12 protein-coding genes are annotated in these 13,390 nt (G+C 59.4%); 9 read left to right on the top strand and 3 right to left on the bottom strand.

Features of this window, described 5'->3' with window-relative positions; all coding sequences use genetic code 11:
• Positions 1–36 precede the first annotated feature (36 nt).
• The 8 genes from ACI514_RS19895 (at position 37) to ACI514_RS19860 (ending at position 8,324) form a co-directional block, all read left to right on the top strand.
• Positions 37–1,038 carry a PleD family two-component system response regulator gene (locus tag ACI514_RS19895; RefSeq protein ID WP_160056147.1) on the top strand — a complete coding sequence of 334 codons (1,002 nt, stop codon included), beginning with the start codon at positions 37–39 and terminating at the stop codon, positions 1,036–1,038.
• A gap of 348 nt (positions 1,039–1,386) precedes the next feature.
• Positions 1,387–2,482, top strand: a protein-coding gene (prfB, locus tag ACI514_RS19890; RefSeq protein WP_102358477.1) for a peptide chain release factor 2 whose coding sequence is annotated in 2 segments (ribosomal slippage) — positions 1,387–1,458 and positions 1,460–2,482 — 1,095 coding nt in all. Because the reading frame shifts where the segments join, the coding sequence is not laid out codon by codon here.
• 114 nt (positions 2,483–2,596) lie between these two features.
• Positions 2,597–4,099, top strand: coding sequence for a lysine--tRNA ligase (gene lysS / locus ACI514_RS19885; protein ID WP_016983551.1), 1,503 nt, complete (start codon positions 2,597–2,599; stop codon positions 4,097–4,099).
• Between the two features lie 105 nt (positions 4,100–4,204).
• The gene (locus ACI514_RS19880; protein WP_093104335.1) at positions 4,205–4,918 is read left to right on the top strand and encodes a TetR/AcrR family transcriptional regulator; all 714 of its coding nucleotides are present in this window, start codon (positions 4,205–4,207) and stop codon (positions 4,916–4,918) included.
• Between the two features lie 157 nt (positions 4,919–5,075).
• On the top strand, positions 5,076–5,630 hold the full coding sequence (locus tag ACI514_RS19875; RefSeq protein ID WP_405122245.1) for a hypothetical protein: 555 nt from the start codon (positions 5,076–5,078) through the stop codon (positions 5,628–5,630).
• A 59-nt stretch (positions 5,631–5,689) separates the two neighbouring features.
• The gene (locus ACI514_RS19870) at positions 5,690–6,940 is read left to right on the top strand and encodes a flavohemoglobin expression-modulating QEGLA motif protein (RefSeq protein WP_405124233.1); all 1,251 of its coding nucleotides are present in this window, start codon (positions 5,690–5,692) and stop codon (positions 6,938–6,940) included.
• 152 nt (positions 6,941–7,092) lie between these two features.
• A complete protein-coding gene (locus tag ACI514_RS19865) occupies positions 7,093–7,998 on the top strand; it encodes an alpha/beta hydrolase (protein ID WP_160056155.1) in 906 nt (301 codons plus the stop codon).
• Positions 7,995–8,324: a hypothetical protein gene (locus ACI514_RS19860; RefSeq protein ID WP_194933264.1), complete on the top strand. Its 330-nt coding sequence runs from the start codon at positions 7,995–7,997 to the stop codon at positions 8,322–8,324. The genes ACI514_RS19865 and ACI514_RS19860 overlap by 4 nt, the downstream gene beginning before the upstream one ends.
• Positions 8,325–8,572: 248 nt before the next feature.
• On the opposite strand, the gene ACI514_RS19855 is transcribed toward ACI514_RS19860, so the two are convergent.
• The 3 genes from ACI514_RS19855 to ACI514_RS19845 form a co-directional block, all read right to left on the bottom strand.
• The gene (locus ACI514_RS19855) at positions 8,573–9,361 is read right to left on the bottom strand and encodes an OmpA family protein (RefSeq protein WP_116028721.1); all 789 of its coding nucleotides are present in this window, start codon (positions 9,359–9,361) and stop codon (positions 8,573–8,575) included.
• Between the two features lie 54 nt (positions 9,362–9,415).
• Entirely contained in the window at positions 9,416–9,820 is a 405-nt protein-coding gene (locus ACI514_RS19850) for a DUF4398 domain-containing protein (protein WP_034154861.1), read from the bottom strand.
• A 377-nt stretch (positions 9,821–10,197) separates the two neighbouring features.
• Entirely contained in the window at positions 10,198–10,542 is a 345-nt protein-coding gene (locus ACI514_RS19845) for a pilin assembly protein (RefSeq protein ID WP_405122244.1), read from the bottom strand.
• A gap of 213 nt (positions 10,543–10,755) precedes the next feature.
• Between ACI514_RS19845 and ppc the strand changes: the two genes are divergently transcribed.
• Positions 10,756–13,386 carry a phosphoenolpyruvate carboxylase gene (ppc, locus tag ACI514_RS19840; protein ID WP_405122243.1) on the top strand — a complete coding sequence of 877 codons (2,631 nt, stop codon included), beginning with the start codon at positions 10,756–10,758 and terminating at the stop codon, positions 13,384–13,386.
• Positions 13,387–13,390: the final 4 nt, after the last annotated feature.

Genomic DNA, 13,390 nt, shown 5'->3' with positions numbered 1-13,390 from the left:
GCAATCCTGGCCTCCGCAGTACTCAGGTGACCGCCCATGAATGACTTACAGATCGACGACATTAAAACCGACGAAAACGCCGCCATGGTGTTGTTGGTGGACGATCAGGCGATGATCGGCGAAGCCGTACGCCGTGGGCTGTCGAATGAAGAGAACATAGACTTTCACTTCTGTTCGGACCCGCATCAGGCCATTGCGCAAGCGGTGCGGATCAAGCCGACAGTGATTTTGCAGGATTTGGTGATGCCCGGTCTCGATGGCCTGAGCCTGGTGCGTGAGTACCGCAATCACCCTGCGACCAAGGACATTCCGATCATTGTCCTGTCGACCAAGGAAGACCCGCTGATCAAAAGCGCGGCGTTCTCGGCCGGGGCCAATGATTACCTGGTGAAACTGCCGGACACTATCGAACTGGTGGCGCGCATCCGCTATCACTCGCGCTCGTACATGACCTTGTTGCAACGTGATGCCGCGTACCGCGCGCTACGGGTCAGCCAGCAGCAATTGCTCGACACCAATCTGGTGCTGCAACGCCTGATGAACTCCGACGGCCTTACCGGGCTGTCCAATCGCCGGCACTTCGACGAATACCTGGAACTGGAGTGGCGCCGTTCGCTGCGGGATCAGAGCCAGTTGTCGTTGCTGATGATCGACGTTGATTACTTCAAGCACTACAACGACAGTTTTGGCCACGTTGAAGGTGATGAGGCGTTGCGCAAGGTCGCCACGGCGATTCGTGATGCCAGTGCGCGACCGTCGGACCTGCCGGCGCGTTATGGCGGTGAGGAATTTGTGCTGGTGCTGCCGAACACCTCGCCGGGCGGCGCGCGACTGGTGGCGGAAAAGCTGCGGCAGACTGTGGTTTCGCTGAAGATTCCGCACAACACTCCGGCGGAAGGGGCGAGTCTTACGATCAGTATTGGTCTGGCGACGATGGTGCCGCAGGCGGGTAGCGATTGTCGGTTGCTGATCTCGGCGGCGGATCGTGGCCTTTACCTGGCTAAAAACAACGGGCGTAACCAGGTCGGGATCGAGTAACGGCTAACCCTCATCGGAACGCCGCCCGCCCAGCCCTCTCCCGGAGGGAGAGGGGGCCGACCGAGGTGTCTGGCGCTGTACATCGACCTGATCGACCGAGTCGATTATGGATCTTCAAGCTTGGCAGTTCCGAATTCAGCTAAGCCCTTTCACGTCGGCGTACCTCCCGAACATCCCCCGATCGGTCCCCTCTCCCTCTGGGAGAGGGCTAGGGTGAGGGCTGGCAATCTTGACTCAGACAGAAACCTCAAGCCATTCACCCCCGGAGCCGCCAGACGGGCTGCCGTTACAGCCTGTTTACGTTATACTCGCCGGCTTTCAAAAGTTCGCCAACGAGTGCTGCCCGTCATGGAAATCAACCCGATCCTGAACACCATCAAGGACCTGTCCGAGCGCTCCGAAACTATTCGGGGGTATCTTTGACTACGATCAAAAGCATGAGCGTCTGACTGAGGTCAATCGCGAGCTTGAAGATCCGAGTGTCTGGAACAAACCTGAATATGCCCAGGAGTTGGGCCGCGAGCGTTCGGCGCTGGCGCAGATCGTCGATACCCTCGATGAACTGAACGCCGGCCTGGCCGATTGCCGCGATCTGCTGGACATGGCCGTCGAAGAAAACGACGAAGGCGCAGTGGGCGATGTCGTCGCCGAGCTGGCCCGTCTCGAGGAAAATCTGGCCAAGCTGGAATTCCGTCGCATGTTCAGCCATGAAATGGACCCGAACAACGCCTACCTGGACATCCAGGCCGGTTCCGGCGGCACCGAAGCCCAGGACTGGGCCAACATCCTCCTGCGCATGTACCTGCGCTGGGCGGATAAGCGCGGTTTCGATGCGACCATCATGGAACTGTCGGCCGGTGAAGTCGCCGGTATCAAAGGTGCGACCGTGCACATCAAGGGCGAATACGCCTTTGGCTGGTTGCGTACCGAGATCGGCGTACACCGTCTGGTGCGCAAGAGCCCGTTCGACTCCGGCAACCGTCGCCACACCTCGTTCTCCGCGGTTTTCGTTTCGCCAGAGATCGATGACAAGGTCGAAATCGAAATCAACCCGGCAGACCTGCGGATCGACACCTATCGTTCCTCCGGTGCCGGTGGTCAGCACGTAAACACCACCGACTCGGCCGTACGTATCACTCACGTACCGACCAACACCGTGGTCAGCTGCCAGAACGAACGTTCCCAGCACGCCAACAAGGACACCGCCATGAAAATGCTGCGGGCCAAGTTGTACGAGCAGGAAATGCAGAAACGCAACGCCGCGTCGCAAGCGCTGGAAGACACCAAGTCGGACATCGGCTGGGGGCACCAGATCCGCTCGTACGTGCTCGATGCGTCGCGGATCAAGGATCTGCGCACCAACATCGAACGCAGCGACTGCGACAAGGTACTCGACGGCGACATCGACGAATATCTGTATGCCAGCCTGAAATCGGGCCTGTAAAAGACGCAATACAGCATCGGCTGATTCAAGCCGATCCCTGTAGGAGCCAGCCCAGCTGGCGATCTCCGGGCCGCAAGGCCCGGGGGCAACGAACCTGATGGAATATCTAAAGACATGAGCGACCAACAACTCGACCCGCAAGCCCTGCAACAGGAAGAAAACTCCCTGATCGCCCTGCGCAAGGAAAAGCTGGCTGCCGAGCGCGCCAAGGGCAACGCCTTCCCGAACGACTTCCGCCGCGAAAACTACTGCGAAGATCTGCAGAAGAAATACGCGGACAAGACCAAGGAAGAGCTGGCAGAGGCTGCAATCCCGGTCAAGGTTGCCGGTCGCATCATGCTCAACCGTGGCTCGTTCATGGTGATCCAGGACATGACCGGTCGCATCCAGGTCTACGTCAACCGCAAGACCCTGTCGGAAGACACCCTGGCCGCGGTGAAAACCTGGGACATGGGCGACATCATTGCCGCCGAAGGCACCCTGGCGCGTTCCGGCAAGGGTGACCTGTACGTTGAAATGACCAGCGTGCGTCTGCTGACCAAATCGCTGCGTCCGCTGCCGGACAAGCACCACGGCCTGACCGACACCGAACAGCGCTACCGTCAGCGTTACGTTGACCTGATCGTCAATGAAGAAGTGCGCCAGACCTTCCGCGTGCGTTCGCAAGTGATCGCGCACATCCGCAGCTTCCTGATGAAGCGCGACTTCCTCGAAGTCGAAACGCCGATGCTGCAGACCATTCCTGGCGGCGCCGCAGCCAAGCCGTTCGAAACCCACCACAACGCGCTGGACATGGAAATGTTCCTGCGTATCGCCCCAGAGCTGTATCTGAAGCGTCTGGTGGTCGGTGGCTTTGAAAAGGTTTTCGAGATCAACCGCAACTTCCGTAACGAAGGCGTTTCGACTCGTCACAACCCTGAATTCACCATGTTGGAGTTCTATCAGGCTTACGCCGATTACGAAGACAACATGGACCTGACCGAAGAATTGTTCCGTGAACTGGCGCAGCTGGTTCTGGGCAGCACCGACGTGCCGTACGGCGACAAGGTGTTCCACTTCGGCGAGCCGTTCGTACGTCTGTCGGTGTTCGACTCGATCCTCAAGTACAACCCTGAGCTGACCGCCGATGATCTGAACGACATCGACAAGGCCCGCGCCATTGCCAAGAAAGCCGGCGCCAAGGTGCTGGGCTTCGAAGGTCTGGGCAAGCTGCAGGTGATGATTTTCGAAGAACTGGTCGAGCACAAGCTGGAACAGCCGCACTTCATCACTCAGTACCCGTTTGAAGTGTCGCCGCTGGCCCGTCGTAACGACGACAACCCGAACGTCACCGACCGTTTCGAGCTGTTCATCGGCGGCCGCGAAATCGCCAACGCCTACTCCGAGTTGAACGACGCCGAAGACCAGGCCGAGCGCTTCATGGCGCAGGTGGCCGACAAGGACGCCGGCGACGACGAAGCCATGCACTACGACGCCGACTTCGTGCGTGCGCTGGAGTACGGCATGCCGCCAACGGCGGGTGAAGGCATCGGCATCGATCGTCTGGTGATGTTGTTGACCAACTCGCCGTCGATTCGCGATGTGATCCTGTTCCCGCACATGCGACCGCAAGCGTAAACGTTTCAGTTGAAAAGCCGCCTAAAACAGGCGGCTTTTTATTGCCTGTCTGGTACAAATGTATCAATTGGTTAATTTTGCAATAGCAGAGGAAGTTCTGTCGTGATGGGTGCAATAGCTCAAGAGGGTGCAGCGGGTATCGCCACTGCGGTCGCTGAAAGTGTTCAGTACCAGGGTCGCAAGGCCAGCCGACAGGGCAGTGAGCAGCGTCGACAGGACATTCTCGACGCGGCGATGCGCATTGTCGTGCGCGACGGCGTGCGTGCCGTGCGCCACCGCGCCGTGGCTGCCGAGGCCGGTGTGCCGTTGTCGGCGACCACCTATTACTTCAAAGACATCGACGACTTGCTCACCGATACCTTCGCCCAGTATGTGGAGCGCAGTGCAGCGTACATGGCCAAGTTGTGGATCAACAACGAAGGCTTGCTGCGTGAAATGGTGGTCAGCGGTGACGGCAGCCCGGAGTCGCGCTCGCAACTGGCCGATGACATTGCACGGTTGATGGCCGATTACGTGCACCGGCAATTGATTAATCGCCGTGAGCATTTGATGGCCGAACAGGCATTCCGTCAGGAGGCGCTGCTCAACCCGCGCCTGGCGATTCTGGTGCGCTCGCATCAGCAGATTCTGTTGCAGGGCACCTGCCAGTTGTTTCAGGTACTGGGCTCGCGTGAGCCACAGCAGGATGCCAAGGTGTTGACGGCGATTATCGGACGGATGGAATATCAGGGCCTGCTCAACGACGCCGAGCCTTTGGCCGAAGAGGACATGCTCGGGATTCTGACGCGCTACATGCACCTGGTGCTCGCGTCGGTGTAATCCGCTGTTGCTTCACCCTGTGGGAGCGAGCCTGCTCGCGAATGCGGTCTGACATTCAACATCTTTGTTGCCTGACACACCGCTTTCGCGAGCAGGCTCGCTCCCACAGGGGACTGCCGTGATATTCAGGGCGGCGCATGTTCATAGGGAGTGTTGAATGAAAGCCTGGCGTGGTGTGCTGATCGCCTTGTCGTTCCTGCTGCTCAGTGGCTGTCTGGTGACCTTCAAGGAGCCGCTGGCCGCCAGTGATCCCGCGCCCAAGGGCTTGCTCGGCAAGTGGTCGAGCACCAATGCCTGGGGCGAGCCGATGAACCTTGAGCTGACGCGATTGGGCAGCGATCGTTACCAGGCCGTCACGTACTTCAAGGCCAAACCCCACGAACGCGAAGCCTATCCCTTCACCGTGTCGCGCCACGGCAACCGCTGGTATCTGTCGGCGAAAGTCCCGGCGCAGTACGGCGGCCACTTCACCATCGCCGGTTTCGAACTCACCGAAAAACACGAATTGGTGGTCTACAACCTCGATCTCGAGCAGATCAATCAAGCGATCAAACAGAAAGCCCTCGACGGTCAGGCCTTCCAGACCGACGATGGCGACGGTGTGCAAGTCGACAGCAACCTCGACAAGGTCTTTGCTTACCTCGACGATCCGGCCAATTCCGATGTCTTCGTTGAAGCCGTGCGCTACCAGCGCCAGGCCCGCGCCAAATAATTCATACGTCAGGTGTTCTACAGGAGTTTCGGGTGGACGATTACCAGCAGACGATACGCATGTTGTCCGACCGCATTGTGCTGGCGCAGACGCCGATCCGCGTACTCGATGCGGTCAAGTGGGACGAGAACATACGCAAGGGCTTCCTCAAGGCCAAAGGCAAGGAAATGCCGGCGGTGGATCGCGACTACTACCTCAACCGGCCGCTGAGTTTCGATTCGAGCAAGGTCAAACTGGAATTCCAGAACATCGAGCGCGACATCACCCGCCAGCTCGGTCAGTTCAACCCGGTCGGGCAGATCATGCGGCGCATGTGCAAGGAATACCGCATGGTGGTACGCATGCTCGAAGCGCGCGGCACCGAGGATTTCGGGTTGATCTCGCAAGAACTGTATGGCGCAGCGTCCGATGCGTTCCACGCCGGTGACCCGACGCTGGCCGACCTCGGTCTGATGATGTCCGACTACCTGAACAACATCGATGGCCGTGGCGACCTCAAGGACGAGCCGAAAGTCCTCACCGCCAAGGACGCCGTGCTCTTGCTGCAGACCCGTCTGAACAAGGTGTTCGGCGAGGCCGAGGAAACCATCCGCGTGTTCGAGTCCGACGGCATCGTTGCCGACGCGGCGGCGGGCGCCGATTACATCAAGATCCGCACCGACGCAATGTTCAACGACCGCGACGTGCGCGCGCTGGAGGTTCACGAAGGCCTGGTGCACGTCGGCACTACGCTAAACGGTTTGAACCAGCCGATCTGCACCTTCCTGTCCAAAGGCCCACCGTCGTCGACGGTGACCCAGGAAGGCCTGGCGATTCTGATGGAAATCATCACCTTCGCCTCCTACCCGAGTCGCCTGCGCAAACTGACCAACCGCACCCGCGCCATTCACATGGTCGAGGAGGGCGCGGACTTCTTGCAGATCTTCGAGTTTTTCCGCGAACAGGGTTTTGAGATGGCGGACAGCTACGGCAACGCCAGTCGCGTTTTCCGTGGATCGACGCCGACGGGGCTGCCATTTACCAAAGACTTGTCCTACCTCAAGGGCTTTATCATGGTTTACAACTACATTCAGTTGGCCGTGCGTAAAGGCAAGCTTGAACAGATACCGCTGTTGTTCTGCGGCAAGACCACGCTGGAAGACATGCGTACCTTGCGTCAGCTGGTGGATGAAGGATTGGTGGTACCGCCCAAGTATCTGCCGGATCAGTTCCGCGATTTGAATGCGTTGTCGGCGTGGATGTGCTTCTCCAACTTCCTCAACCACTTGAGCCTGGACCGGATCGAAGCGGACTACTCCAACATCCTTTGACCCACAAAAAATCCCCTGTAGGAGTGAGCCTGCTCGCGATAGCGCTGTGTCAATCAACATTAATATCGACTGATGCACCGCTATCGCGAGCAGGCTCACTCCTACAGGTTTGTTCTGTATTCCAACCCGAATTTTTTGCGAGGTTTCACCGGATGAGAATCCTCGGCATCTTCTGCCTGCTCCTGACCCTCGGCGGTTGCAGCTCTTTGTTGTTCTACCCCGAACCCGGCCAGATCTTCACGCCGGAAAAAGCCAAGCTCGAATACCGGACGGTAACTCTGGTTACCGCTGATGGCTTGAAGCTCAACGCCTGGTGGCTGCCGGCCAAATCCGGCGTCGAAGTCAAAGGCACTGTCCTGCACTTGCACGGCAACGGCGGCAATCTGCCGATGCATCTCGGCGGCAGTTGGTGGTTGCCGAAAAACGGCTATCAAGTGTTGCTGGTCGACTATCGCGGTTATGGCTTGTCCGAGGGCGAGCCGAGTTTGCCGGCGATCTATCAGGATATCGACGCCGCATTCGCCTGGCTCGACAAGGCGCCGGAGGTGAACGGCAAACCGCTGGTTTTACTCGGCCAGAGCCTCGGTGGTTCGATGGCGGTACATTGGCTGGTACAACATCCTGAAAGACAAAAACAGCTCAAGGCTTTGGTGCTCGACGGCGTGCCCGCCAGCTATCGCAGCGTGGGGCAATACGCGCTGAGCACAGCGTGGCTGACCTGGCCATTTCAGGTGCCGCTGTCGTGGCTGGTGCCGGACGGTGACAGCGCAATCAACTCGATGCCGCAGCTCAACGGCGTGCCGAAGCTGATCTTCCACAGCATCGACGATCCGCTGGTGCCACTTTCCAACGGCATCCGTCTGTATCAAGCTGCGCCGCCACCGCGCGTGCTGCAACTGACTCGCGGCGGCCATGTGCAGACCTTCGGCGATCCGGTGTGGCGTCAGGTCATGCTGCGCTACCTCGACGACCCCGAACATTTCAACGGCTTGCGCCGTCTCGGCGAAATCCCCAATTACCCGCAGCCCCCGAATTCTGAAGATGAGAGTCCGCAATGACTGAAGAACGTAACGCCATCCCGCTGATCATCACCGGTATCTGCAGCATTCTCGGCACTGTCGGGGCGCTGTGGTACTACGGCTACCTGCATTTCGCCAAACCCGAGGATGCGTTGCTGCTTAACGAGTTCACCATGCTCAAGACCGTGCCGGGTGAGGATTACAAAGTCTCGCTGGACCCGGCGCCGCAAGTGGCGCAGTGCATTGATGGCGTACTGGTGTTGTTCGATACCGAACAGAAAGGTTTGACCGGTGTACTGATCAACGCGCAGAAGAAAGCGGTGCGTTGCATGGGCGAAGAAACCCCGCAGAAGCTGCAAGAGTGATTCTGCAGGTTCAGCCCTCACCCTAACCCTCCCGAAACGTCGGACCGCCCAGAGGGAGAGGGGACTGACCGAGGTGTCTTTCGAGTTACGCCGACCTGATCCATCGTGTAGAACACAAATTCTGAAAGCACCACAAATCGGCTCCCTCTCCCTCGGGAGAGGGCTGGGGTGAGGGGCCGCGATTTCAGCGCCACAAAAAAAGCCCCGCCTGATCACTCAAGCGGGGCTTTTGCGTTACAGCAGGGCGCTTAGTTCGAGCTAACCGCCGAACGTGGCATCACTGGCTGGTTGTCGTTGGAAATGGTTACTTCCACACGACGGTTCATCGCACGGCCGGAGACGCTGCCGTTCTCGGCAACCGGGTATTCCTTGCCGTAGCCCTGAGCCACGATGCGCGCTGGATCAACGCCCATTTTCACCAGAGCGGTACGTACGGAATTGGCGCGACGCTCGGACAGAGTCTGGTTGTGGCTCGCAGTACCGGTGCTATCGGTGTAACCCTCGACGATCACCTTGCGATCAGGGTTTTCCTGAAGGAATTGCGCCAGTTTGTTGATGTTGACCAGACCGCTGGATTTCAGGTCAGCACGGTCGGTGGCGAACAGCACGTCACCGAAAGTCACCAGCGTACCGCGATCGGTCTGCTTGGCATTCAGGCTGTCCTGCAGCTGTTTGATCTGCTGATCGCGAGCATCCAGACGCGCTTGAGCACGTTGGGCAGCAGCGTTCTTCAGATTGTTTTCAGCGGTGCGCAGGGCGATGGTCTGCTTGGCCACCTCCACACGCTGGTTGGTCAGGTAGGCCAGTTGGTCGACTTTGGCGGCGTCTTGCTTGTCCAGATAAGCCTTGTCGGCCTTGTCCAGGTAATCACTGGCGTCCTTGGTTTCCAGCGCCGCGACTTTGCTGGCCTGCGGGTTGGCCTGCAGGCCGGCGTAGTTGGTGCGCGCGTTTTCCAGATTCGGGTTAGGCGGGGTCGAGCAGGCAGCCAGAGCAACGCTTGCGGCCAGAAGAGCTGGGATCATCAGTTGCTTACGCATAATTTTCGTCCTTTCTATCGATAAGAGATTCAGCTTTGCGGTCGGGATGCGCGCTTACTGCACGGTGCGCTGACTTTCCTGACGCAGTTCCTGAACACCTTTCTGGGAATCCTTCACAGCCTGTTCGGCTTTCGCGGCCTGAGCCTTGCGTTCTGCTACACGAGCGTCCCATTCGGCTTGCTCGGACAGGGTGCGCGCTTCGTCATACTTCTTGTCGTGCATGGCGATTTCGGCTTGTTTCAGCTTGTCCTGCGCTTGCTTCATCTCAACGGCAGCGAATTCGGTACCGCCGGCACTGACGGCGCTGTTCACGGCCGATTGGGTCACGGCGTATTGCTCGGTCGGTGGATTACCAGCGCAACCGGCCAGTACGAAGCTGGTGCCGATGGCCAGAGCCGCCAGTTTCAGACCGCGCAGGTGGGTAAACGAGGTTTGGTTTTTCATGGTCTTCAACTCCATTAGGCATCTCCTGAAAACATCTGAATCCATCCTGGCCGAGGAGCCGCAAGCGACGTGTGAAAGCGCGTTTTTGAAACGCTCGTTCCAGGCGTGGTTACAGGTTCCGACCGGAGGCGTTTTTCAAAAGTTCAGAAAAGATGGCCTATCGCCAAAAAAAATTTTGACCGAATGGACAAGGCTCTAGAGCGGGAACTTTGGCGGCAGAGAGTGGTACACGCGGGGTTTTAAGACGCCGAAAACACATCGATTTTCAGCTTGAAATACCATCCCTGTAGGAGTGAGCCTGCTCGCGATGGCGTCGTATCAGACAACAAAAATGTTGAATGAAAAACCGCTATCGCGAGCAGGCTCACTCCTACAGTTTGATCTAGGTTGTGTCAGTGTTTTGGCTTGCCGGCAGCGGCCGAGAGGTCATGCAAATGTCGGCGCGAAAGGGCTAGAAATCGCGGCGTCGGCCCGACATCCTCATACAACGGATCACCTTCCTCATCCGTCGCCACCACCGTCGAACCTTTCACATACGGCAGGCTCGCTTCAAACTCCTCGAGCGCTGCGCCAATCAGTTCGCCGAGCAGTTCTTCGGCATGCCGTTTGGGGTACATCTCGGCAATCGCAGCCAGACGCGCAGCAGCTTCAACGTCCAGATGAATCGTGTAGCCAGTGTCGGTCAGGCGACCTTTGGCGTTTTCTTCCCAATGCTGGGCGAGTTCACGAATTTTCATGATGACCTCATTTCGCGCCTGCTCATGGCAGGCCTGGGTGAGTGTCCGGCAGCGCCGGCGGCAAGCCGTTGTACGGCTTACTGTTGAGACTAGCTTTTGTCCGCAAGGTTTAAAGTCCCTTGGTCGGCTGCTTGTAAGAAGCGTCGTAGAGCGGCACTCTCTAGGTCATGCACTCGTTTCTAAGCCGTCCGGATTACTGCTGGGGAATTGCTGATGACCGATATTGATGCACGCTTGCGCGAAGACGTTCACCTGCTCGGAGAGCTGTTGGGCAACACCATTCGAGACCAGTACGGCGAAGCCTTTCTCGACAAGATCGAGCAGATTCGCAAGGGCGCCAAGGCTGATCGCCGCGGCTCGATGGACGCTGAGCTGAGTGCCAGCCTCAATCAATTGAGCGAGGACGAATTGCTCCCGGTGGCGCGGGCGTTCAACCAGTTTCTCAATCTGGCGAACATCGCCGAGCAGTATCAACTGATCCATCGCCGCGAAGAGTCGCAGCCGGCGCCGTTCGAATCCCGCGTACTGCCTGAGTTGCTCGCCCGTTTACGCAACGAAGGCCACAGCGCCGAGTCGCTGGCCCGGCAACTGGCGCGACTGGAAATCGAACTGGTGCTGACCGCGCACCCGACCGAAGTGGCGCGGCGCACGCTGATCCAGAAATACGACGCGATCGCCGGGCAACTCGCCGCGCAGGATCATCGCGACCTGACCAGCGCCGAACGCGAGCAGATTCAAAACACCCTGCAACGGCTGATCGCCGAAGCCTGGCACACCGAAGAAATCCGCCGCACGCGCCCAACGCCGGTTGATGAGGCCAAGTGGGGTTTCGCAGTGATCGAGCATTCGCTGTGGCAAGCGATCCCCAACCATATGCGCAAGGCCGACAAGGCCTTGTACGAAGCGACCGGCCTGCGTCTGCCACTGGAAGCGGCGCCGATTCGCTTCGCCTCGTGGATGGGCGGCGACCGTGACGGCAACCCCAACGTCACCGCCGCCGTGACTCGCGAAGTGTTGCTGCTGGCGCGCTGGATGGCCGCCGATTTGTACCTGCGCGATGTCGACCATCTGGCGGCTGAACTGTCGATGCAGCAGGCCAGCGATGCCCTCAAAGCCAAGGCCGGCGACAGCGCCGAACCGTATCGTGCGGTGCTCAAACAATTGCGCGAACGCCTGCGCGCGACGCGCAACTGGGCACATGCCGCGCTGACTGCACCGACGCCAGCGCCGGCAGACGTGCTGCACAACAACCGCGATCTGCTCGATCCGCTGGAGCTGTGCTTCAACTCGCTGCACGAGTGCGGCATGGGCGTGATCGCCGATGGCCCGCTGCTTGATTGCCTGCGTCGGGCGGTGACCTTCGGCTTGTTCCTCGTGCGTCTCGATGTACGCCAGGATTCGTCGCGACACAGCTCGGCGATGACTGAAATCACCGATTATCTTGGTCTCGGTCGCTATGAAGACTGGGACGAAGAGCAGCGCATCAGCTTCCTGACCCGTGAACTGAGCAATCGTCGGCCACTGCTGCCGGCGCATTTCAAACCGTCGGCCGACACCGCCGAAGTACTCAACACCTGCAAGGAAGTCGCTGCGGCACCGGGCGCTTCGCTGGGTTCCTACGTGATCTCCATGGCTGGCGCCGCTTCCGATGTGCTCGCCGTGCAACTGCTGCTCAAAGAGTCCGGCGTGTTGCGGCCGATGCGTGTGGTGCCGCTGTTCGAAACCCTCGCCGACCTCGACAACGCCGGGCCGGTGATGGAGCGGCTGTTGCTGTTGCCGGGTTACCGCGCACGGCTGCACGGCCCGCAGGAAGTGATGATCGGCTATTCAGACTCAGCCAAGGACGCCGGCACCACGGCGGCGGCCTGGGCGCAATATCGCGCGCAGGAACGCTTGGTGGAAATCTGCCGCGAGCAGCAAGTCGAACTGCTGTTGTTCCACGGTCGCGGCGGCACCGTGGGCCGGGGCGGTGGCCCGGCGCATGCGGCGATTCTGTCGCAGCCACCGGGTTCGGTGGCGGGGCGTTTCCGCACCACCGAGCAGGGGGAAATGATTCGATTCAAATTCGGCCTGCCGGACATCGCCGAGCAAAACCTCAATCTGTATCTGGCGGCGGTGCTTGAAGCAACGCTACTGCCACCGCCGCCGCCGACACCAGAGTGGCGTCACTTGATGGACGAATTGGCCGCCGATGGCGTCAGCGCTTATCGCCAGGTCGTGCGGGAAAATCCGCAATTCGTCGAGTACTTCCGTCAGTCCACGCCCGAACAGGAATTGGGCCGTTTGCCCCTCGGCAGTCGTCCAGCCAAACGTCGCGCGGGCGGTATCGAAAGCCTGCGGGCGATCCCGTGGATCTTTGGCTGGACACAAACGCGGCTGATGCTGCCGGCGTGGCTGGGTTGGGAGTCGGCACTGAGCAAGGCGCTGGAACGCGGCGAAGGCGAGTTGCTTGGGCAAATGCGCGAACAATGGCCGTTCTTCCGTACGCGTATCGACATGCTCGAAATGGTGCTGGCCAAGGCTGACGCGGATATTGCGCTGTCCTACGATCAGCGCCTGGTCGAGCCTGATCTGCTGCCGTTGGGCGCGCAGTTACGCGACCTATTGTCGCAGGCGTGCGCAGTGGTGCTCGGCCTGACTGGCCAGTCGCAGCTGCTGGCACATAGCCCTGACACCCTTGAATTCATCCGTCTGCGCAACACCTATCTCGACCCGCTGCATCTATTGCAGGCCGAATTGCTGGCCCGCTCGCGGCAGCAGGATGTCGAGCAGGGCAGCCCGGTGGAACAGGCGTTGCTGGTGTCTGTGGCGGGGATTGCCGCCGGTTTGCGAAATACCGGCTAATGTT

Source organism: Pseudomonas sp. M20 (assembly GCF_045037865.1).
Taxonomy (GTDB): Bacteria; Pseudomonadota; Gammaproteobacteria; order Pseudomonadales; family Pseudomonadaceae; genus Aquipseudomonas.
Note: the sequence above shows the minus strand (reverse complement) of the source record. Positions and strands in the feature narration are given on the sequence as shown.